Source organism: Rhizobium sp. P2_G2 (assembly GCF_056403555.1).
This window is the reverse complement of sequence record NZ_JBFUFF010000023.1, coordinates 60,329-81,856: the sequence shown is the minus strand read 5'-3', so window position 1 is coordinate 81,856 and position 21,528 is coordinate 60,329. Positions and strand designations below refer to the sequence as shown.

General features: G+C 60.4%; 23 protein-coding genes. 17 read left to right on the top strand and 6 right to left on the bottom strand.

What is annotated here, in order from left to right; all coding sequences use genetic code 11:
* Positions 1–717 carry a TetR/AcrR family transcriptional regulator gene (locus AC1D06_RS18255; RefSeq protein WP_477987344.1) on the bottom strand — a complete coding sequence of 239 codons (717 nt, stop codon included), beginning with the start codon at positions 715–717 and terminating at the stop codon, positions 1–3.
* A 201-nt stretch (positions 718–918) separates the two neighbouring features.
* Here AC1D06_RS18255 and AC1D06_RS18250 point away from each other — a divergent pair, with 201 nt between their 5' ends.
* The 7 genes from AC1D06_RS18250 to AC1D06_RS18220 all read left to right on the top strand — a co-directional run bounded on the left by AC1D06_RS18250 (position 919) and on the right by AC1D06_RS18220 (position 6,878).
* The gene (locus tag AC1D06_RS18250; RefSeq protein WP_477987343.1) at positions 919–2,235 is read left to right on the top strand and encodes an ABC transporter substrate-binding protein; all 1,317 of its coding nucleotides are present in this window, start codon (positions 919–921) and stop codon (positions 2,233–2,235) included.
* 110 nt (positions 2,236–2,345) lie between these two features.
* Positions 2,346–3,074 carry an ABC transporter ATP-binding protein gene (locus AC1D06_RS18245; RefSeq protein WP_477987342.1) on the top strand — a complete coding sequence of 243 codons (729 nt, stop codon included), beginning with the start codon at positions 2,346–2,348 and terminating at the stop codon, positions 3,072–3,074.
* Complete coding sequence (locus AC1D06_RS18240) at positions 3,061–3,759, top strand: ABC transporter ATP-binding protein (RefSeq protein WP_477987341.1); 699 nt, start codon at positions 3,061–3,063, stop codon at positions 3,757–3,759. The genes AC1D06_RS18245 and AC1D06_RS18240 overlap by 14 nt, the downstream gene beginning before the upstream one ends.
* Before the next feature lie 4 nt (positions 3,760–3,763).
* Positions 3,764–4,630: a branched-chain amino acid ABC transporter permease gene (locus AC1D06_RS18235; protein WP_477987340.1), complete on the top strand. Its 867-nt coding sequence runs from the start codon at positions 3,764–3,766 to the stop codon at positions 4,628–4,630.
* Positions 4,627–5,592, top strand: coding sequence for a branched-chain amino acid ABC transporter permease (locus AC1D06_RS18230; protein WP_477881098.1), 966 nt, complete (start codon positions 4,627–4,629; stop codon positions 5,590–5,592). Before AC1D06_RS18235 ends, AC1D06_RS18230 begins: the two co-directional genes overlap by 4 nt.
* Before the next feature lie 40 nt (positions 5,593–5,632).
* Positions 5,633–6,433: an SDR family NAD(P)-dependent oxidoreductase gene (locus AC1D06_RS18225; RefSeq protein WP_477987339.1), complete on the top strand. Its 801-nt coding sequence runs from the start codon at positions 5,633–5,635 to the stop codon at positions 6,431–6,433.
* 22 nt (positions 6,434–6,455) lie between these two features.
* A complete protein-coding gene (locus AC1D06_RS18220) occupies positions 6,456–6,878 on the top strand; it encodes a nuclear transport factor 2 family protein (RefSeq protein ID WP_477987338.1) in 423 nt (140 codons plus the stop codon).
* A 95-nt stretch (positions 6,879–6,973) separates the two neighbouring features.
* Here the strand turns inward: AC1D06_RS18220 and hemN are convergent, their stop codons facing one another.
* A complete protein-coding gene (hemN, locus tag AC1D06_RS18215; protein ID WP_477987337.1) occupies positions 6,974–8,323 on the bottom strand; it encodes an oxygen-independent coproporphyrinogen III oxidase in 1,350 nt (449 codons plus the stop codon).
* Positions 8,324–8,507: 184 nt separating this feature from the next.
* Here hemN and AC1D06_RS18210 point away from each other — a divergent pair, with 184 nt between their 5' ends.
* The 4 genes from AC1D06_RS18210 to AC1D06_RS18195 are packed head-to-tail and all read left to right on the top strand — an operon-like array spanning position 8,508 to position 10,953.
* Positions 8,508–8,780 carry a DUF2249 domain-containing protein gene (locus AC1D06_RS18210; RefSeq protein ID WP_477987336.1) on the top strand — a complete coding sequence of 91 codons (273 nt, stop codon included), beginning with the start codon at positions 8,508–8,510 and terminating at the stop codon, positions 8,778–8,780.
* Between the two features lie 11 nt (positions 8,781–8,791).
* Positions 8,792–10,147 carry a hypothetical protein gene (locus AC1D06_RS18205; protein ID WP_477987335.1) on the top strand — a complete coding sequence of 452 codons (1,356 nt, stop codon included), beginning with the start codon at positions 8,792–8,794 and terminating at the stop codon, positions 10,145–10,147.
* A gap of 3 nt (positions 10,148–10,150) precedes the next feature.
* A complete protein-coding gene (locus AC1D06_RS18200) occupies positions 10,151–10,660 on the top strand; it encodes a DUF2249 domain-containing protein (RefSeq protein WP_477987334.1) in 510 nt (169 codons plus the stop codon).
* Positions 10,660–10,953, top strand: a complete 294-nt coding sequence (locus AC1D06_RS18195; RefSeq protein ID WP_477987333.1) for a metal-sulfur cluster assembly factor — start codon at positions 10,660–10,662, stop codon at positions 10,951–10,953. Before AC1D06_RS18200 ends, AC1D06_RS18195 begins: the two co-directional genes overlap by 1 nt.
* A gap of 77 nt (positions 10,954–11,030) precedes the next feature.
* Here the strand turns inward: AC1D06_RS18195 and AC1D06_RS18190 are convergent, their stop codons facing one another.
* Positions 11,031–12,251: an NnrS family protein gene (locus tag AC1D06_RS18190; protein WP_477987332.1), complete on the bottom strand. Its 1,221-nt coding sequence runs from the start codon at positions 12,249–12,251 to the stop codon at positions 11,031–11,033.
* Positions 12,252–12,489: 238 nt separating this feature from the next.
* On the opposite strand from AC1D06_RS18190, the gene AC1D06_RS18185 reads away from it, so the two are divergent.
* The 3 genes from AC1D06_RS18185 to repB all read left to right on the top strand — a co-directional run bounded on the left by AC1D06_RS18185 (position 12,490) and on the right by repB (position 15,926).
* The gene (locus AC1D06_RS18185) at positions 12,490–13,185 is read left to right on the top strand and encodes a Crp/Fnr family transcriptional regulator (RefSeq protein ID WP_477987331.1); all 696 of its coding nucleotides are present in this window, start codon (positions 12,490–12,492) and stop codon (positions 13,183–13,185) included.
* Between the two features lie 147 nt (positions 13,186–13,332).
* On the top strand, positions 13,333–14,520 hold the full coding sequence (gene repA / locus AC1D06_RS18180) for a plasmid partitioning protein RepA (RefSeq protein WP_477987330.1): 1,188 nt from the start codon (positions 13,333–13,335) through the stop codon (positions 14,518–14,520).
* Positions 14,521–14,939: 419 nt separating this feature from the next.
* Positions 14,940–15,926, top strand: coding sequence for a plasmid partitioning protein RepB (repB, locus tag AC1D06_RS18175; protein WP_477987329.1), 987 nt, complete (start codon positions 14,940–14,942; stop codon positions 15,924–15,926).
* Positions 15,927–15,957: 31 nt separating this feature from the next.
* On the opposite strand, the gene AC1D06_RS18170 is transcribed toward repB, so the two are convergent.
* On the bottom strand, positions 15,958–16,146 hold the full coding sequence (locus tag AC1D06_RS18170) for a hypothetical protein (protein ID WP_477987328.1): 189 nt from the start codon (positions 16,144–16,146) through the stop codon (positions 15,958–15,960).
* A 99-nt stretch (positions 16,147–16,245) separates the two neighbouring features.
* Between AC1D06_RS18170 and AC1D06_RS18165 the strand changes: the two genes are divergently transcribed.
* Positions 16,246–16,425 carry a hypothetical protein gene (locus AC1D06_RS18165; protein WP_477987327.1) on the top strand — a complete coding sequence of 60 codons (180 nt, stop codon included), beginning with the start codon at positions 16,246–16,248 and terminating at the stop codon, positions 16,423–16,425.
* A 208-nt stretch (positions 16,426–16,633) separates the two neighbouring features.
* On the opposite strand, the gene AC1D06_RS18160 is transcribed toward AC1D06_RS18165, so the two are convergent.
* Together AC1D06_RS18160 and AC1D06_RS18155 are read right to left on the bottom strand one after the other, a co-directional pair.
* Entirely contained in the window at positions 16,634–17,815 is a 1,182-nt protein-coding gene (locus tag AC1D06_RS18160) for a helix-turn-helix transcriptional regulator (protein ID WP_477881669.1), read from the bottom strand.
* Positions 17,816–17,908: 93 nt separating this feature from the next.
* Positions 17,909–19,081 carry a helix-turn-helix transcriptional regulator gene (locus AC1D06_RS18155; RefSeq protein WP_477881667.1) on the bottom strand — a complete coding sequence of 391 codons (1,173 nt, stop codon included), beginning with the start codon at positions 19,079–19,081 and terminating at the stop codon, positions 17,909–17,911.
* A 269-nt stretch (positions 19,082–19,350) separates the two neighbouring features.
* On the opposite strand from AC1D06_RS18155, the gene AC1D06_RS18150 reads away from it, so the two are divergent.
* Both AC1D06_RS18150 and AC1D06_RS18145 read left to right on the top strand, forming a co-directional pair.
* Entirely contained in the window at positions 19,351–20,385 is a 1,035-nt protein-coding gene (locus tag AC1D06_RS18150) for a calcium-binding protein (protein WP_477987326.1), read from the top strand.
* A 62-nt stretch (positions 20,386–20,447) separates the two neighbouring features.
* On the top strand, positions 20,448–21,503 hold the full coding sequence (locus AC1D06_RS18145; protein ID WP_477987325.1) for a M10 family metallopeptidase C-terminal domain-containing protein: 1,056 nt from the start codon (positions 20,448–20,450) through the stop codon (positions 21,501–21,503).
* Positions 21,504–21,528 lie beyond the last annotated feature (25 nt).

The following is a 21,528-nucleotide window of genomic DNA, read 5'->3' as shown; positions in this document are numbered from 1 at the left end:
TCAATCCCGCAACGCATTCAGCCCCGCCAGACAGAATTTCAGCAGCAGCCGATAGGATGTGTCGAGATCGGAACTCGAATACCGTCCGTCTGACAGCGCATCGACGCGGCGGTTCTTGGAAACGGTCTGCAACATCAGCACCAGGATGAAGGAAAAGCCGCGCATCAATTCCTCTTCGCCCATGTCCGGAAGGAGCGCGCGCATGCGGGTGACGAAGAGATTGGCGGTCTCGTCGAAATTCTCCCTGATATGGCCCAGCCAGCGTTCATGGGCGCCGAGCTTGGCGAGCAGCAGCAGATAGGCCTGCCAGCCTTCGTCGTCGCTCTGCATCTGCTCGAAAAGGGGATGCATGAAGGCGTCGAGCAGGCTTTCGAGCGACACATTGCCGCTCGTATCGAGCGCGGTAAGCCGGTCGCGGCGCGTCTGGTTGAGAATTTCCGCCCGCCGCGCCACAATCGCCGAGAACAGATTTTCCTTGGTCTTGAAGTGATAGCTGGCGAGCGCCAGCGTCACGCCCGCGGCATCAGTGATGTCACGCAGCGAGACCGTGTCGAACGATTGATTGCCGAACAGGATTTCGGCGGCATTGATGATCTTTTCGCGGGTCTGGTCCCCGTTGGCGCGTGTGTTCGGGCTTGGGCCGCTCCGTTTCCCGGCGCTTCTCCTCATGTCCTTCATCGGCAGGTCTCCGCTTCGTTCGGCGGCATATCCGGACATGGAGCGCTTCGGCGATCGATCTCCTCGATGTATCGATGAAACCGATGGAGCGATCCGGATTTACCGTCTTTACCGTAATTGGTTGAGTGTATAAACAAGTACCGATCGAACGCAAGACCGAATGCTTAAGGGGGAGGGCCTGAAGCGTTCCGTGAGATCTTGCGGCAGCGGACATCGTCACGATTACCTTGGGAGGTTCTTATGAACGACGATCTTCTTACATCCATGGTGGGCGCCAAACTCAAGCGGCGCGACATGCTGCGCGGCGCCGGCAAGCTCGCAGCGGCCACGACCGCGCTTTCCATGCCGGCTTTGCGCCCGGCGCTCGCTGCCGATGATACGCTGCGCATCGGCTTTGTCGTGCCGCTTTCCGGTATTCGTGCTTCTTTCGGCGCTTCGACCACTCACACGATCGAGGCGGTGAAAACGGCGCTCAAGGATGGGGTGAAAATCAACGGCAAGACCTATGCCGTCGAGATCATCGTCAAGGACAACCAGTCCAGTCCGACGCGCTCGCTGCAGGTGGGCAATGAGCTGATCCTCAACGATCAGCCCGATATCATCCTGGTTTCCGATGCCGAGGGCGGCACGGCGATCGCCAATCTGGCCGATGCGCGCGGCGTGCCGCAGATATCCTCCCAGGGTCCCTGGCAGGGCTGGGCCTTCCAGCGCAAATACAATGCGGAAAAGGGTTTTCCGTTCACCTTCCACTTCTTCTGGGGCGCTGACGAGCTTGGCGTCGCCTATGCCAAGATGTGGGATACGCTGCCGACCAACAAGAAGGTCGGCACGCTCTATGCCGACAATGACGGCGGCCGGGCAATGCATGATCCCACGCACGGCTTCCCGCCCGCTTTCAAGGCGGCTGGCTATGACGTGATCGACAGCGGCCTGTTCCGCATGGATACGGACGATTTCTCCACCCAGATCGCCGCCTTCAAAGAGGCCGGGGTCGAGATTGTCGCCGGTCATGCTTTCGAAAACCATCTTGCCACCTTCTGGAACCAGGCAATCCAGGTCGGCTTCAAGCCGAAGATCTGCACGATTGCCGCCGGTCTGCTCTTCCCGTCTTCGGTCGGCAATCTCGGCGACCGCGGCAATGGCATGTCGACGGAAGTCTGGTGGACGCCATCCTTCCCCTACAAGTCGTCGCTGACCGGTCAGAGTGCCCGTGAAATCGGCGATGCCTATACGGCTGCGACCGGTAACCAGTGGACCCAGCCGCTCGGCTACGACCACGCGCTGCTGGAAGTGGGACTGGCCGCGCTCAAGTCTGCGTCCGACCCGAAGGACAAGAAGGCGGTTCGCGATGCGATTGCGGCGCTGACCGTCGACACCGTCGTCGGCAAGGTGGACTTCAAAGGCTCGCCGCTCAAGAATATCGGCCTGACGCATATTGCCGCCGGTCAGTGGCAGAAGACGAATGGCGGCAAGTTCCCGTTCGATCTCAAAGTGGTCGATAATTCCACCAATCCGGCGCTTGCCGTCGAAAGCAAGCTGCAGCCGCTGGCGTTCTGATCCATGATAGATGGCCGGGCGCGAAAATTCGCCCGGCTTTCCCGGCTGAACCGATGCGTGTCGACATTTGTCGATGCGGCGGGGTCCGATGAAAACGATAAGGTGCGGTTTTGGCGCTTCTGGAAGTCAGGGATCTCAACAAGAGTTTTGGCGCGATCGTGGTTGCCGATCACGTCGATCTCAAGATCGATGTCGGCGAATGCACCGGCGTGATCGGCCCCAATGGTGCCGGCAAGAGTTCGCTGTTTTCGCTGATTTCGGGAAGCCTTGAGCCGGACAGCGGCTCGGTTTTCCTCGATGGGCAGGATATTACCCGCCTCCCGGCGCATAAGCGGGTGCATCGGGGTATCGGCCGCGCCTTCCAGATCCCGCAGCCGTTCAACGGGCTCTCGGTTTATGAGAATGTCTATTCGGCCGCCAGTTTCGGCGCGCGGCTTTCGGCCAAACGGGCGCGCGACGTGGCACGCGATGTGCTCGACCGGACCGGCCTCGCCGAGATGGGCAACAAGCAGGCGGGTTCACTGACATTGCTCAACCGCAAGCGCCTGGAACTCGCCAAAGCGCTCGCCGTCGGCGCCAAATTGCTGATGCTGGATGAAATCGGCGCCGGGCTGACCGAGCGCGAAGTAGACAGGCTGGTGCAGACCATAGCCGAACTGAAGAAGGACCATGCGATCATCTGGATCGAGCACATTGCCCATGCGCTCAAATCCGTGGCGGACCGGATCGCTGTCCTTCATTTCGGCCGCAAGCTGCTCGAGGGCCAGCCTGAGGATGTGATGTCGAGCGCAATCGTCAAGGAAATCTATATGGGGCTCGCGGTCGATGGCTCTCATTGAAGTGGAAGACCTCCAAGCCTTCTATGGCGACATGCAGGCCTTGTTCGGCGTATCGCTGGTTTTGGCCGAAAAGGAATGCCTAGCTTTGGTCGGCGCCAATGGCGCGGGAAAATCGACCATCCTGCGCTGCCTGACGGGGCTCAACCGCAATATCCGCGGCCGGATTCGCTATGAGGGGACCGATATTGCCGGCAATCCCGCCGAGCGCATTGCCCGGGCCGGCATCGCCATGGTGCCGGAAGGGCGCATGCTGTTCGCCTCGCTGACCGTCGAGGAAAACCTGACCATGGGTGCGCTCACCAGGCGTTCCGGCGCCTGGACGTTGCCCCGTGTCTACGAACTCTTTCCGATCCTTGCCGAGCGGCGCGCGCAGATGGCGGTGACGCTGTCCGGCGGCCAGCAGCAGATGGTCGCCATCGGCCGGGCGCTATTGTCCAATCCGCGGGTGATGCTGTGCGACGAGATTTCGCTCGGCCTGGCGCCGGTCGTGGTCGGGCAGATCTACGAATCCTTCAAGACCATCCGCGCCGAAGGCATGTCGCTGATCGTGGTGGAACAGGACATCAACCGCGCCCTTGCCGTTAGCGATCGGCTTCTGTGCCTGCTCAAAGGCCAGGTCACGCTCCAGCAACAGTCGGGCTCGGTGGATATCGAGCGGCTGACGTCGGCCTATTTCGGGGATTGACGGCATGATCTATCTCGAAACGCTCATCAACGGCATCCTGCTTGGCGGCCTCTACGGTATCCTCGGCCTCGGCCTCGCGCTCGTTTTCGGCGTGATGCGGGTGATCAATGTCGCGCATGGCGAATTCATCGTCGGCGCAGCCCTGCTCGCCTCCTCGATCCTCTCCGCCTTTCCTGGTCTCAATGCGCTCGTGGCAATCATTCCGGTGGCGATCATTGCCTTCGTCGTCGGCTATCTGTTCCAGCTTCTTTTGCTCAACAAGGTGGTCAAGAGCGGTGATATGCTCGCGCCGATGCTGGTGACGTTCGGCGTGTCGATCATCATCCGCAACCTGATGCTGGCGGAGTTCGGGTCAAACCCGATGGCGATCAATGCCGGTCCGATCGCCCAGGCTTCCTTCGCCATCGGCAGCGTGCATATCGGTCTTCTGCCGCTGATCACGCTTGCCATCTCGGTCGCCCTGTTCGGCCTGCTGCAATATCTCATCAAACACACCACCTTCGGAAAGACCATCCGGGCGACGGCGGATAATCCGGACATCGTGCGGCTGATGGGGGTCAACCCGACCCGCGTCTATGCACTCGTCATGGGCATCGCCTTCGTCATGGCTGCCGTAGCCGGTGTGCTGCTTGCCCTGCGCACCTCGTTTTCCGCGACGTCGGGCGTCGACCGCATCCTGATCGCCTTCGAAGTCGTGGTGCTCGGCGGGCTCGGCTCGTTCTGGGGCGCGCTGATTGCCGGCGTGCTTCTGGGTGTCGTGCAATTGATGAGCTTCCAGTTCGATGCGAATTCGGGTCTGCTCTATGCCCATCTGCTGTTCTTCTTCTTCCTCATTCTGCGCCCGAACGGGCTTTTCGGAGCTAAAGCATGAATGCGCTGACCTTGCGCGCCATTCCGTTCGCGCTCTTCCTCGTCTTCATGGCTCTCGGTCCGATGCTGATGAGCGATGGTAATCTGCATCTCATGACCGAGATGTTCGTGGTCATCATCATTGCCTCGATGTGGAACCTGCTGGCCGGCTATGCCGGGCTGATGTCGCTGGGCCACCAGATGTATTTCGGCGCCGGCGGTTATGTGCTCTACCTCTTCGCCAATGCCACCGGCCTGCATCCCTATCTGGGGCTGATTGCCGCCTTCCTGTTCGGCGGTGCGGCGGCGGCCTTGATTGCACCGATGTTGTTCCGGCTGCGTGACGCTTATTTCGCCATTGCCAGCTGGGTGCTGGCGGAAATGGTGTCGATCGCCGTGCAGAAGACGGACGCGCTCGGCGGCATTACCGGTGTTTCGCTCACCGATATGTCGGTGATCGATTTTGCTCTGTTCGAGTCGCAGATGTTCGTGATCGGAGCGATCATGGTGCTGGCGGCGGTGCTGGGCAGCCTGTGGCTGCTGCGCTCCAAACCGGGTCTCGCCTTCATGTGCCTGCGCGACAATGAGCGCGCTGCCGCTGCGATCGGCATCGACGTCTGGCCCAACCGGCTGCTTGCCTATGTGCTGTCCGCCGCCGGCTGTGCGGCGGCAGGGGGGCTCAGCCTGCTCAGCGGCCTCGTCGTCCAGCCCGGCAATGCGCTGTCGCCGGAATGGACCGTGATCATGACCTTTGTCGTGGTTGTCGGCGGGATCGGTACATTGGAAGGCCCGATTCTCGGGACATTCATCTATTTCGGCCTGCGGCAATTGCTGACCGTCGTCCTGCCGCTCAGCGGCACCTGGTATCTGGTGGCGATGGGCGTGGTGGCGGTGGCGACCATGCTCTATGCGCCGCGCGGCCTCTGGCCGATCCTGCGTGACCGGCTCGGCATGGACTGGCTGTCGGTGCGGCGCGTGATGTGATTTGCGGAGGGCCTTGCGGCACACTGCGAGGGAGAAACAAATGACGAAGTCTCTTGAAGGGCGCGTGGCGATCGTTACCGGCGGTGCGGGCGGCATCGGTTCGGCGACCTGCGGGGTCATGGCCGAGCGTGGTGCGCGCGTGGTCGTCGCTGACATCGACCGGGAACGGGCAGAAGCCATGGCGGCGGCGCTGCCGGATGCACTGGCCGTCAAAGTCGATTTGGCCAGCGAGGATGAAATCGCAGCGCTCTTCGCCGCGACCGTGGAACGCTATGGCCGGCTTGACATACTCGACAACAATGCCGCGCTGCTTGGCCCCGACATTATCCGGCAGGACCATGACATCGCTTCGATGTCCACCGAGCTCTGGGATCGCACGTTTGCCGTCAATGTGCGCGGCACCATGCTCTGCTGCCGCCATGCTCTCAAGATCATGGAAGGCCAGCAGTCCGGGTCGATCATCAACACCGCCTCCAACCTGGCGCTGCAGGGCAATGTCATCCAGGCGGCCTACAGCGCCTCGAAGGCGGCGATCCTGCAGATGACGCGCTCGATCGCGACCTCGCATGGCAAGCGCGGCATCCGCTGCAACTCGGTCCTGCCGGGCCTCACCGGCTCCAGGGCGGCGCTCGAAGACCTGCCGCCGCGGCTCAGGCAAATCGTCGAGGAGGAGACGCTGACGCCCTATCTCGGCGATCCCATGGACATCGCCCATGCGGTCGCCTTCCTCGCTTCCGACGAGGCGCGCTACATTACCGGGCAGATGATCGTCGTCGATGGCGGCACGTCGATCCACATACCGGGCTTCGCGCGGCTTGGCGAAATGATCGCCGGCAATTGATCCGGACGATGGGAAACGACAAATGCAGAGCGCGCGCTTCGAGGACTATATCCGCCGGTTCAACGCAGAGGACCCGACGGCGTTTGACGAATATCTCGCAGCCGACATGAAAATGCTGAACGGCGCGCTGGAATTCAGCGGTATCGAGGGCATGCGGCATCACTACGAAAAGCTGATCTGGCCGCATTTCTCCGAAAGGCTGAACGTGCAGGGTTTTGTCAGCGACGAGAGGTCGCTGGCGGTGAAGATGTGGACGCGGTTCACCGCGCGGACGGATGCCGATACCCTGTTCGGGCCGGTAAAGCAGGGCGAGCTCTTCGATTATCGCGGCGTGATTTTCTATGAGATCCGGGAGGGTCGGTTCTCGAGCATTACCGTGGCCTATAACAGCTTCACCAACACGAAGGTGGACGGTGCCGTGATCGACATGGGCATGCCGCATTAGGTCTTGTCCGGAACGGGCTTCAAGGAACAGCACGGGCATCGATCTTACCCAGAAGACGATATCACTTTTCGACCGCGCTTCCTCAGAGAGGGCGGTCATGCCGCCTTGCTGAACGTCCGTCCCGTCTCTCCGATATAGGCGTCGAAGGTGGAGGCGACGGCGCGGACGAGGAACCGTTGTTTGGCGTCAAGCCTGACCACGCCATTCTCGATCTCCACGATCCCGTCAGCGACCATGGCGCTGAGGCGTGCATTGCTTTCCAGAAGGAATTCGGGCGGAAAACCATGCACCAGGGAGATCGTGGAGACGTCGGCCGCGAAGTCGCACATCAGGCGCTCGATGACATCGGCGCGCAATCTGTCTTCCGCCGTCAGCCGATAGCCTTTGGCTGTCGCCAACGAGCCCGATGAAATCTGGCTTGAATAGAGGCCAGGCGGCACCTGGTTCTGGACATAACCGCCATTGATGCGGCCGATGGCCGACGCGCCGAATCCCAGGAGATTGTCGCATTGATCCGTGGTGTAGCCTTGGAAATTCCGGCGCAGTTTGCCGCTATCGGCGGCCTGCGTCAGGTCATCGCCGGGGAGCGCGAAATGATCCAGGCCGATCTGCCGGTAGCCGGCTGAAACGAGCGCCTTGGCGATGGCTTCCGCTTGTTCATTCCGGGCTGCCGCGCCAGGCAGTGCCTCCTCGTCGATCAGTCGCTGATGCTTTTTGAACGAGGGGATATGGGCATATCCGAAAACGGAAAAGCGGTCGGGCCGCATCGCCAGCGACATCTGCACGGTTTCGATGCAGCTCTCGACCGTCTGGTGCGGGAGCCCGTAGATGAGATCGAAATTGATCCGATCGATGCCGTTGTGCCGGAGACGATCGACGGCCCGTTCCGTCGTCTCCTCCGACTGGACGCGGTTGATCGCCTTCTGCACGACCGGATCGAAGCTTTGAACGCCGAGGCTGGCGCGCGTCACTCCCGACATTCCCAAAGCGTTGGCCATGTCATCCGCAAGCGTTCTCGGGTCGATTTCCACCGACACATTCGCGTTCTGCCTGACGTCGAACGAAGCCCGAAGCTGCTGCATGAGCGCGACAAATTCCTCCGGCTTGATGATCGTCGGCGTCCCGCCACCGAAATGAATTTCACGCACGTCGAGCGGCGAAGCGGCTGCGCGCGAGACGAGCTCGATCTCGCTGTCGAGGACATTCAGATAGTCGAGGATGGGCCGGTCGCGTTCGGTAATGATCGTGTGGCATCCGCAATACCAGCACATCGACCGACAGAAGGGGATGTGCAGATAGAGCGACGTGGTTTGCCGGCCGATCGAACCGATCCATTCCCGATAGTCCGAGGCGCCCACGTCTGCGGAGAATTTCGGCGCGGTTGGATAGCTCGTATAGCGCGGCAGGCGCGCGTCGCCATAGGTGGCGACCAGTCTCTCGGACATCATGATCTCCTTTGCTTCCCCACGGAAAATAGCGGGCTCTGAAAGGCAGACTTTGCTCTGGGACAATCCGGCGGCGGAAATTCCGGGCTATCTTTGCTCCCCGACAAAGTAGAGGCCGCCTGTCGCAGCTACGTTCAGGAGGCCAGGCGCACTTGCTGGGCAGACCGAACCTATAGGAGCCAACATGCTGCATTCCCAGGACATTCCCGAGATCGACGTTCGACAGATTCCACCGGGCCAGCGTCATCCTGCCATCTTTGGCATCTTGACGGCGCTCGCGCCGGGCGCTGTGATGCGCGTGACCAGCGACCATGATCCCCGGCCACTCCGATATCAGATCGAAGCCAGATATGCCGACGAATTCGGCTGGCTCTATCTGGAGCAGGGGCCTGACACCTGGCAGGTGCAGATCAGCCGTGCCGAGAGCACTGGCTGCGACTGCTGCTGCGGGAACTGACGGAGGCGGCGATGCCGGGAGCGTCGATCTCACGCTGGACGATGGCCTATTTCGCAACGTCCCTCGTCTGCCTTGCGAGCGCGCTCCTGCTGCTGGGCTCCGGCTTCGGCATTCCATTGGCGACGGCTGAGGCGCCGGACACGCTTGTCATCGTTCATCTGGTGACGGTGGGATGGCTCGGACTTCTGTTCAGCGGGGCGCTGCTGCAGTTCGTTCCGGTTCTGGCCGCGACCCGGCTGCGGATGGCGTGCCTTGCGCTGCCGGCGCTGCTTGCCATTTCGTGCGGCCTCGCCATGCTCGAAACCGGCTTTCTCAGCCTCGGGGGACATCTCGACGTCGACATCGTCGTCATGCCGATCGGTGCGCTGCTGCTTACATTCGGTTTCGGATGCGTGATCCTGATGGCGGCGGCGGCGATCGTCTCGGAGAAGGCCTTCGATGTTTCCGGCATTCTCGTCCTCTTTGGGCTGGTCGCCCTGGCGATGACGATCATCCTGGGTGCGGCTTTCTCAGGCCTGCTCTCCGGCATGGTGGAGTGGCCATTTTGGGTCGAACGCCTGTCCACTATAGTGCCCTTTCATGCGACCTCCGGACTGCTCGGCTGGATGACGCTCACCGCCATTGGCGTGAGCTACCGTCTGTTTGCCATGTTCATGCTCTCCCCGGAGGGCAAGGGGTCCGGAAAGACCATCACGCTGCTGGCGGTCGGCGCCTTGATCGCGCTTTGTTCGGCGCTGGCACTGGCTGTCGTCGACCTGAATGTGTCGAACGCCGCCACGGTTTCGGCACTCGGTCTGAGCCTCGTCGTGGCGGCATTCTATTGTCGCGACGTCTGGCAGATGATCAAGGCGCGACGGCGCAAGGTGCTCGAACTGAATTCCATTGCCGGCCTCGTGTCGTTGGTCTTTCTGCCGTCGGGCCTGGTGCTGCTTTCCTATGGTCTCATTGTCGACGGCAACCCGCGGCTGGCCGTGGCGGCCTTCTACGTGCTCGGCCTTGGATGGCTTTCCGGCCTCGGATTGGCGCAGCTCTACAAGATCATCCCTTTCCTGACCTGGCTCGAAACCTATGGCGCAATCATGGGGAAGCACCAGGTTCCCAGGGTCCAGGACCTTGTCGATGAGCACGCCGCGAAGGCCTGGTTCGTGATCTTCTATTCCGCCGTCGTCATCGGCGCCGGCGCAATTCTTCTGAACGCAGAGGCGATTTTCCGGCTGGCGAGTTGGGCTCAATGCGCGGCTGTCGCCGCACTTGTGCTCGAATATGTCCGTGCACGGCGTCTTGCCTACGCACCCGATCCATTGAGGCTGCCACCTGGCGCAAAGCGGCCGCATCTCATCCACGCGCCATCCAATTCCAGGGAGTGAATCATGGAGCCCAAATTCAGGGAACTCGACGTAAGGCCGATCCTCGCCAATGGCGGCGAGCCTTTCCAGGCGATCATGACGGCGGTCGAAAGCCTTTCGCCCGGCCAGGGTCTGACGCTGCTGGCACCGTTCCGGCCGCAGCCCTTGTTCTCGGTCATGGAACGCAAGGGCTTTGCGCATGAAGTGTCGGAACTGGACGGCGGAGACTTCGAGGTGAAGTTCAGCCCGCGGGCGAGCGCGGTGCTGGCCTCGGAAAATGTCGACGACAGCGACAATTGGCCGGAGCCCGCCCGCGCGTTCGATTTCTCCGATCTCGATCCGCCGCAGCCCATGGTCCGCATCCTGTCCGAACTGGAGGCCTTGGCTCCCGGCGAGGTATTGTTTGCGGTTTTGAGCAGGGAGCCGCTCTTCCTGTTCCCCGAACTGACGAAGCGCGGCCACAAATGGGCCGGAAACTACGACCAGACGCGAACCCTGTTCCGGATCATGATCCGGCGGGGCGCGTCCGAGTGATGGGCGCCGCTCTGGACTTGTCGAGCAAGGAGGCGGAAATCCGCTTCGCACTCCGCGGCGTCATTGATCCCGAAATCGGATTGAGTGTCGTCGATGTCGGCTTGATCTACGACATCCGCATCGACGACGGGACGGCCGTCATCACCATGACGACCACGACCCGCGGCTGTCCCGCCACGCAGTTTCTGCTCGACGCCGTCCGCGAACGGGCGATGGATACTGCGGTGGCAGGCGAAGTCGCGGTAAGACTGACCTACGATCCGCCGTGGTCGCCGGATATGATGGCGGCGTGAATTGGATAGAGGCCGGCATCAAGAAATGTTCGATGCCGGTCACCGGATGTCTGTAAGCGAAAGGCAGTTGCCAACTGCTATCGGGCAATTGGCGCGCGCCTCCGTGCCGCGAGCATGGGACCGTATTCGGCCAGGAAGATCGCGAATGCTCCGATCCACAGGGTTCCCGCCACGGCATAGATCATGCCGAGACGGTCCGGCAGTATCGCACTCATCGGGCGGACAAGCGCGCAGGCGAAAAGCATGCCATAGGCGATGCAGGTCCATCTGGACGCCGTCAGCTCCCGTCCGGTATGGCCGCGCGTGGCGCGGGTCATCACGGCAAGCATCATGGAGGCGACGGTCCCCACCGTCAGCACGTGGAGTGCGGCCGTGTAGTCGATTTGCCCCGCCGCCGCCGCCGCGATCGCCAGAAATCCTGCCGAGACGAATGCGTAAGCCAGATGCAGAACCAGGACCAGCGGTTCGCGGACCGTGGTCCAGCCGCGCCATCTCCAGAGACGTGCTGCATGTGCCGCTGCGGCGACAAGAGCCGCTGCCGCTGTGTAAGCGGAAAAGGGCAGGGCGATCCAAAGTGCGAGTGCGGCGGCAGCGACGAGGATCGTTGCGAGGTCGAACTTGTTGTAGGGAACGGGGAAATCCGTCCTGCCCGATTTGTTGAGCCAGTTCCGGGTAAAGCTCGGCAGCATCCTTCCACCGACAATCATGATCATCATCGTCAAGGCAGCGAGCGCCAGTCTCTCGGAATGGTCGGCACCTCCACCATAAATGGTCTCGTAATGGAAGCAGATATTGGCCAAAGCCAGCGTGCCAAGTCCGCCGATTACCTTGAGGTCGGCCCACTTTCGGCCTGCGACGATCTCCCTGACGCAAACGGCGAGCATTGTCGGCAGGAAAGCGCTGTCGATCGCGATCGACGGGACAGTGCCCAGCATGTCCGGAAACAACAGCGCCGCTCGCCCTGCTGCCCAGAGCAGGAACAACAGCACAAGCGGTGGGCCGGAGACGGGAAGCCGACCCGTCCAGTTGGGCACTGCGGTCAGCAGGAAGCCCGCGACGACGGCCGATCCGAAGCCGAAAAGCATCTCGTGGGCATGCCATGCCCGCGCGCCATAGTTGCCGCCGACATCGACGACACCTTCGATCGCCATGATCCAGAGCACCATCGCCAGGCATGCCCACACCGCGCCTCCCAGGAAGAACGGCCGGAAGCCGTAGGAGAAGAGCACCGGGCCGGTGAGGGAAAGCCCGCGGGGAATGCTGCCGGTGCGGCGGCGTGGTTCTGTGACATCTGCCATAGCATGCTCCTTGTCGATGGAGCGAAGCCTAGAGCAATGCCGATCGACACTCTTTGCGTAAAGGCAAGTCCGGCGGAATTCGGAAACATGGTACGGGCTGGTGAAAGACGAGCGTTGGTATGCCGGACTGCTGCGCAGGCTGCGTGAGCGCAGGATAATCTCCTGACGCCTTGTCCCACGTCAAATCGCGAAGCTGCGTGACTGCTATCCTGTCGGTGTTGGCGATCAGGAGGCATCATTGAAAATAGACAAGAGCGTCGTGAAGTCCTTCTCGATGTTCGAGCGCATGCCCGACAGCGACATCGAGGCATTGCTGGCGCAGGCGGTTTCGAAACGCATCGGTCCCGGCGAAGCCTTCTTTGAACAGGGCGCTCCGGCCACGCATTTTTTCCTCTTGATCAACGGACGCCTGAAAGTGACGCAGGTCACCGCCGATGGGCAGCAGATCATCGTGCGGGTCGTCCATCCCGGTGATCTCTTCGGTTTCGCCAGAGCGTTGAGACGGTCGGACTATCCGGGAACCGCGATCGGCGTCATCGAGAGCCTGGCAATATGCTGGCCCACCGACCTGTGGCCGCAATTCATCGACCGCAGCCCCTATGTTGCGGTCAGCGCCTTGACGACGATCGGCCAGCGGCTGGAGGAAGCGCATACCCGCATCCGGGAAATGTCTACCGAAGAAGTCGAACGTCGCGTCGCCCATACCGTCATCCGGCTCAGCAAGCAGGCAGGTCGTGCCGAGAACGGCGGCGTGCGGATCGACTTTCCGATTTCCCGGCAGGATATCGCTGAGATGACGGGAACGACGCTTCACACCGTCTCGCGCATCCTGAGTGCCTGGGAAGCAAACGGCCTGGTCGAGGGCGGACGGCAGAAGCTGCTGGTCAAGGACCTGACAAGGCTGCAGGCCCTGGCCGACAGCGTCGATTCCTGACCGTCGATCTGCTGCTTGCGGGCAGCTTGCACGGCCTATTCGTGGGCCGACTGGCTTATTTTCCTTGTCATTCAGGAGGAATCGCGTCACTGTCACGATAATTTCAGTCGAATTTCAAAATTATCGTGAATTGGGGCAGTTCCGAAAATGAACGTGAAAATGTCGACTTCCGAGAAAGTGTCGAGTTTCGCCGACACGATCCTCGATCAAGGCAACGATATCTCGTCCAAGCTCGACCTGCTGAGACAGGAAAAATTTCCGCCGAATGCGCAGAAGACGCTCCGCCGGTTCTCATTGGCCGAAGTCGCCGATTTCGTCGGCGTATCGCAAAGCTATCTGAAGAAGCTGCATCTGCAGGGCAAGGGTGTCGAACCCAGCACCACATCGACCGGCCGCCGCTATTACACGGCTGAGCAGATGAACGATCTCAGGGCACTTCTCGACCGCGTCCCCCAGAGGCAAGCCGGCGAGCGGATGCAAGTCATCGCCGTCGTGAACTTCAAAGGCGGTTCGGGAAAAACCACGACGGCCGCTCATCTGGCGCAGTATATGGCGCTGAGGGGCTATCGCGTCCTGGCCGTGGATCTCGACCCGCAGGCGTCGCTCACCGCGCTCTATGGCATTCAGCCGGAACTCGACGAGAAGGCTTCGTTCTACGAGGCGCTTCGCTACGACGACAATCGCAAATCGATCCTCGACATCATCCAGCCGACGAACTTCCCGAACCTCGATGTGGTTCCGGCAAATCTCGAGCTGCAGGAATATGAATATGAGACGCCGATCGCCATGCAGCGGAAAGACTCTGCCGCGGGCAAGCTGTTCTACACGCGCATCGGCGAGGCGCTGGGGGAGGTGGATGATCGCTATGATGTCATCGTCATCGATTGCCCGCCGCAGCTTGGCTATCTCACTCTGACCGCTCTGACTGCTGCGACGTCCGTCCTGATCACCGTCCATCCCCAGATGCTCGATATTATGTCGATGTCGCAGTTCCTGCTGATGCTCGGCGACATCCTGAAGAGCGTCGAACGTGTCGGCGTGAATGTGTCGCTCGACTGGTTCCGCTATCTGGTGACGCGCTACGAGCCGACCGACATTCCGCAGCAGCAGATGGTCGGATTCATGCAGTCGATGTTCGCCCAGCAGATGATGAAAAACCATATGGTGAAATCCACGGCGATCTCGGATGCCGGATTGACCAAGCAGAGCCTGTACGAGGTCGAGAGAGCACAATTTACCGCCTCGACCTATGACCGGGCGCGGGAATGCATGGATGCGGTCAATGCCGAGGTGATCGGCCTGCTGCACAAAGCCTGGGGACGCCGCAGTGGGTAGAGCGTGCCGCACCTATTTGGAGCCATTCTGCCGGGACGGATTTTCGTCAGGACCAAGGCGATGGCCGAACGGCGGTACACAGACGTACCGTCGAGGCCATCGCCTTAGGGACTGGCGGAAAGACGCCCGGCCCACCGGGCGCGCCGCTTCGCCTAAGCGAAGCGGGAAAAGCGCCCGGCGATTCAAGAGTCTTGCAGATTTGCCTTGCAAATCTGCGGGGAGGTTGGCTGAAGCGGGCCGYCTGTTGGGCCGGCCGGCTTGGCCGTACGTCTGGTACGACACGCGCCTGCCGGCCCAACATGCGACTCCGCTTGAGCCAACAGAATGGCTCCAAATAGGTGCGGCACGCTCTAGACAATTGTCAGCCGTACAAAGCGAATTTTCTTGCAATGACTTCAACACCTTGATGGAACTTTGACATGGCTCGCAAAGATGTGTTCGCAAACATAACCGCACCGCAAAATGCAGGTTCCGAGCGCCGTGCGACGCCGGGATATGCCACGCGCGGGGCGTCGCGATCCATGGTGAACTCGCTGAACGAGCTCGCCGAAAAGGCCGCTCTGGCGGATCAGGGGCTTTCCGGAGAGTCGATTGTCGAGCTGGACGTCGCCGATCTCGACAATTCCTTCGTCTCCGATCGCATGGGCGATGACGACACTGCCTATTCCGAACTGGTCGAGGCCATCAGGGAGCGGGGCCAGGACACCCCGATCCTGGTGCGTCCACATCCGGAAGCAGCCAGCCGGTATCAGATCGTCTTCGGCCACCGTCGCGCGCGGGCGGCGAGGGATCTTGGCAGGAAGGTCCGCGCCATCGTCAAAAACATCTCCGATGCCGACCATGTGGTTGCCCAGGGACAGGAAAACTCCGCCCGCGAAAATCTGTCCTTTATCGAGCGGGCGATGTTCGCGCAGAAACTGCTCGAGCTCGGGCATGCCAAGCCGACCATCCAGGCGTCGCTGGCTGTCGACGCGCCCATGCTGACGCGGATGCTGTCGGTGTCCAGCCGCGTGCCGGGGGATATCGTCGCCGCAATCGGTGCCTCGAAGTCGATCGGGCGTGATCGCTGGATAGACCTTGCCCAGCAGATCGAAAAGCCATCGACGCTGGCTCTGGCAAAGCAACTGATCTCGCGTGAGGCATTTGCGGCTTTGGCATCAGACGCGCGCTTCGAGTTTGTCGCCGCCGAGATCAAGAAAGCCGGCCGGCCGGCGAAACGGCTGAAGATTGGTGGTGAGTGGCAAGCAGCCGACGCAAGCGTCCGAGCCGAGTTCAAAAGCAGCGGCAAGAATTACTCGATCGCCCTGAAATCCGCCGATGCTACCAAATTTGGTCGCTTCATCTCCGAAAACCTGGAGCGGCTGCACCAGGAATTCGTCCAGTCGACGAAGGCGGACAAGAAGTAACGCAGAAGCAAAGCTCCGCCTGCGCCGATCATCATTCGCGCACGTTGACCGACACGAGCTCGCCGGCAGGAATGCCGTGCTGACGAGCAAGGGCAAGATCGACGGCACCGGAAACAAGATGAAGAACGCCCTGACCGGCAATCAGGGGCACCAACACGCTGGCCGGCAAGGATGGCGCCGACACGCTGTCCGGCGGTGGCCTTGACACCTTCGCCTTCATCAATCTCTCCGATAGCACGGCAAAGGCGTCGGACCGCGACACGATCCTCGACTTCGCCTCCGGCGACCTATCGACCTCTCGGCTATTGATGCCAACAGCATGCAGTCTTTCTCCGTCATCAGCACGCACGATTTCGACGGCAAGGCCGGCGAATTGCGCTACGAGAAGCAGGGTCCGCACATCCTCATTTATGCCGACGTCGATGGGGACAGGCATGCCGATTTCGCCCTGCAGGTCGACGATGTCACGAAGCTCACGCAGCATGACTTCGTGCTTTAGGCCGATCGAGGATATGCTGGCTCGCATAAGAGCAAATCACTCAACACGATTTCCGTGCGTTACGATCGGGCGAGTTTGTCCCTCGACACGCAGCTGCGGCCGCTCCCCCCGACACCGCATCGATGCCGCGACGAGACAGGAAATTCACGTTGTGGTCGTCAGGAGGCGATGTCGCGTTGAAATGGCCGGCGGACGAAAGCCGCATATGTCAGTCATACGCGGCCCGACCGAAAGATTGCGCCTCGTCATCCGGCAGGATTGCAAGCTTCGCCACCAGCGCCACCAGCTCGCTTTGACGTGAGACATCGAGTTTTGAGAATATCCGTTTGATGTGATTGCGGACGGTGCCGATGGATATGCACAGTTTCCGGGCTGCGGTTTCCGGGCTTTCACCGGTGCCGAGCGTGGCCGCCACGCGGGATTCTGTTTCGGTCAGGCCGAGCAGCCGGAACAGGGAAGATACGTTTGGCGCACCGCCGCTGTCCAGGTCGACAATGATGATCATGAGGCTGGCCGACGCCAGGCACGCCGGAAACAGATCCCGCGACTGGGCGCGCACCGGTACCGCATTGACGAGCAGCGGCCTCTTGCCTGTCCGGCGTTTGAGCGCCACCGAACCAACCGGCCGCTGGCCGGCGGACGTTGTGAGCGCCGCACCAAGCAAACGGTCGAGTTCCGCCCGCTGGCCGGGCAAGCTTGCAATCATCTTTCCGTCCACGATCCTGAAGCCGTCGTCGCCCATCCGGTGGGCGACGTCATTGGCTGCAACCACCGTTCCGGACCTATTCAGCAGTACAATGCCGCAATCGCCTCGATCCATCAGCGACCAAGCGCCCTCAAGCGCTTCGCCGACAGCATTCACGCGCAGGGACATGGCCAACGCCTTTTCCGCATGGGCGGTCAGTGTCTCGAAGACACGCCGCTGATGCGGATCAGGCACGCCTTGAGCCACATGCGACGGCGCCATCATCACATAGCGCCCGGAGGCGGCGATCTGACCGGTGCCGCGCATCATGCAATGGGCCATGTCGAACGGCCTTGCATATTCCTGATAGAATTGCAGCCGCTTCATATCCTCCAATGCATAGACGTCGCCATCCCATATGCATCGCCCCATGACGGGCGAGCGCCGTTCATAGACCATGAAGGGGGAGGAGGAATACCAGTCCCTGGAGAAGCTGGCACAGGCCTCCTCCAGCGGATTGCTGGCATAAACGAAGGGCGTGGCCTCATTCTGTCGGATCGGGCCTACCATCAGTCCCATCGCGCCGGACAGGGCCGCGACATCATCCAGCGCCCGCGGCCAGAGGTCAGGGGCAAGCACGGCGTCGTAGAGAAGGCCGATCGCGCTGTTGATGTTGTCGAAACCGGTGCGCGTATCATTAAACATTCAATATCCCTGGTAAATCGGCAAAAGAAAAAATCGTCCAGCAAACACAAGACGTTCGGCAACGGTGAATTCTTCGGAAGGCATTCTACGCCGTCAGTGGAGGCTGCCGTCATTGATAATCGAAAGCTTCCCGGCCAGCGCCACAAGTTCGCCTTGCCGGGAGATGTCGAGTTTGGAGAAGATTCGCTTGAGGTGGTTTCGGACGGTGCCGACCGACATTCCAGCGATTTCGGCAGCATATTCCGGGCTGATTCCGGAACCGATGATCGAGGCGAGGCGAGACTCGGTCGGGGTCAGGCCGCTGAGGGCAAACAGGTTCTGACTTCTTTTCGCGTCGCTGGCATCCGGATCGATCGCCACGACCAGAGCGCCATTGCCGGCATGCAGCAATCCTGAAAAGGCGGTTTCCGGGCGGCGGCGCAGGGGAATGGCATTGATGAGTATCGGCTTTTTGCCATTGGGCCGGCGAAGCGCGACTGGCGCATTGGCGATATTGCGGAAATCCGGGTTGAGCGCCCGAGCCAGCAGCTGGTCCATTGCGGGTTGATCGCCGGGAACGCAGGCACGCAACTGCCTCTGGCCGAGGCGGAAGCCATCGCCGCACATGGCCATCGCCCTGCTGTTCGCCTCTACGACGCCGCCCGTCGTGTCGATGAGGAAAACACCGCAATTCTGGTTGGCCAGCAATTCGGCGAGGCCACAGAACGTATTATCCTGCCCCGCGAGTTGAGCATGCATAACAATCGCCCTCGCCGCATGACCGGACAAGATCTCGAAGACCTTCAGCTTGCTGGCCGATGGCAATTCGTCGGTTCTCGAAAATGCCGAGATCATTGCGAAGCCGGCATGTGTGGCACTCGGCCGGGTGGCGCGCATCACGCCATGCATAAACTGATAATATCGGCCAAATTCGTTGTAGAACGGATCTCGTCTGAATATCGTCTCGTCCAGCACATCGACGTCGAAGACCGGCCTGTCAAAGGTCGGATTTCTTTCGAAATAAATATTGATTGGGCAGCGCTCGATCCATTCTTCGTAGTAGACCTGCCCGGCTTCCTGAACGTCGGCGCTGACATAGAAGGGCGAAACCGGCTGTCTGGCGAGCCCCTTGTCGACGATCGGAAAAACGGTGATGCCGCAAGCACCGCAGAGATTTACCACATTGTCCAGCGCTTCGGGCCAGAGTTCGGGATTGACGGTGGCATCATAGAGACGGGCGATCGCGGCGTTTAGCGCCTCGAGACCGGGTAGCAGTTCATCGCCCATACGTCATCCTTAAGAGAAGCCCCGAAAAATATGTTTGCATAGCAATCGACGCGCGGCCACCGGCATTTGTTCGCGATCGAGAAAATAATGCCCCATGCATCCCATTTGGGACACTCGCAAGCACTTTCAAACGCGTAAAGCACGCTTTCGACACGGCCATGTGCCGGTTACCTCCTTGCTCGGCGAGACCAGCAAAGAAGCTGTGCCGCCTGGTGAGGGGACGGGAAAACACGATCAAAATTGCGCCAATTCTTGAAGGAAATTCGCTTATGGCACTGCAGATCTACAATTCAAATTCCATCGGTTCAGGAATTCAGTCCAATCTCAGCACCACTGATAGCGTCTATATCGGCGCCAGCGGCTTTCTCGGTAGCACCGATACCTTTGGCGTTTACGGAACGGGCGCCTTCCATTCCGTGACCGTCGAAGGCAGCGTTGTCGCACTTGATAATGCGATCTATCTCGGCGACAGCGCAACGTCGGATTCCGGCCAGCAGGTGATCATCGGCGAAAATGCCGCCGTTGTCAGCACCAGCCACTTCGCGATCGTGGTGGACGGTTTTGCCAGCACCGTCGAAAATGATGGCGCCATCGATGGCGATATCGGCGTCTACCTCGCTGGCAATGCTGCAAGCGGCGCATCGGAATTGGTCAACAACAACAAGATCGACGCGACAAACGCGTCTGTGCAGAGGGCCGGCTCCGAAGATTTCCAGTTTACCAACAACGGTGTCACCGATAGCGAAACGAGCTTTGCCTATAATGGCTCTCTCGCAACCGGCGATCAGACGATCGTCAACAATGGCAAGATGACCGGCGCGATATTTTTTGGCACCGGCAACGACGTCTATAGCGGCGCGACCGGGATGATTGTCAGCGGAACGGTTCACGGTTTCAACGGCGACGATACGTTCACTGGCGGAAAATATGCCGAATATTTTCAAGGGGGTGACGGCCGCGATCTGATGAAGGGCGGCGGTGGCGCCGATCATTTCATCTTTGTCGATGCAGCCGAAAGCACCATCGCCAAAGCCGGGCGTGACCTGATCTCCGATTTCAGCCACGCACAGCATGACAGGATCGATCTTTCAGACATTGACGCCGAGGCTTCAAGCTCCGGAACGGACGAGAAATTCTCCTTCATCGGCACGGACGGTTTTTCCGGTGCCGAAGGCGAGCTGCAATACAAATTCGTGGGCAACAGCACCTTTGTCCAGGGCGATACTGACGGCGACAAGCACGCCGATTTCTCGATCGAGTTGAAGGGCCATATCGCGCTCCACGCGAGCGATTTCATTCTTTGAGGCAACAATTCCGGGCGATCGCCGGTCATCCGGCGTCGCATCTCTCGTTTGAAAGAAAAAGCATGGCACTTCAAATCTACAATTCGAATATTATTGGTGCAGGTACGCAGATCAATATCGGCGCGACTGACGACCTCTATATCGGCCCGGACGGGTTTATCAGCTGCACGGACAACAATTATGACATTCGCGGAGCAGGCTCGAACCAATCCGTGACCATTGAAGGCAGGGTTCTCGCGCAGGATTGGGCGATTATGCTCGGCAACGTCCTCTCAACCCAATCCAATCAACGACTTGTCATCGGACAACATGCGTCTGTCCACAGCCTGGAATCTTACGCCATCGGGATAAGCGCCTACAACAGCTACGCGGAGAACAACGGCGTTATCCTGGGAGCCGAAGGCATTACCATGGACGCTTTCGTTCCGGGTTGGACGGGAACCGGCACGTCCGTGCTGGTGAACAACGGCATCGTCCATGCGACAAAGTTCGACGCCGTCGAGAGAAACGGCCCCGAAGATTTCCACTTCATAAACAATGGCACGGTCCGAACCGACGGTGCATCATCAGCATATTACGGCGTCACCTGCACAGGCGCTCAGATATTGACCAATAACGGCAAAATGACCGGAACCATCTACCTTGGCAGTGGCGACGACATTTACAACGGCGCGCACGGCAGGATCACCGGTGGATACACATATTGCCGTGCCGGCGACGACACTTTCACCGGCGGAGTATTCGCCGAATATGTCGAAGGCGATGCCGGCCGCGATATCCTGAAGGGCGGTGCTGGCGCCGATCATTTCATCTTCACAGCCGCCGCCGACAGCACGGTTGCCAAGGCCGGCCGCGATCTGATCCAGGATTTCGGCCACATCCAGCACGACAAGATAGACCTGCTGCTTATCGACGCCGCAGTCTCCAGCAGCGGTACCAACGAGGCATTCTCGTTTATCGGAACCCAGGCTTTTTCCGGCGACGAAGGCGAACTGCGCTACAGTTTCGAGGGCAGAAGCACATTCATCTATGGCGACACGGACGGCGACAAGCACGCCGATTTCGCAATCGAACTCAAAGGCCACATCGCACTGCATGCGGGTGACTTCATCCTGTGACGCCAGCATGTGCGTTTGCCTGTCA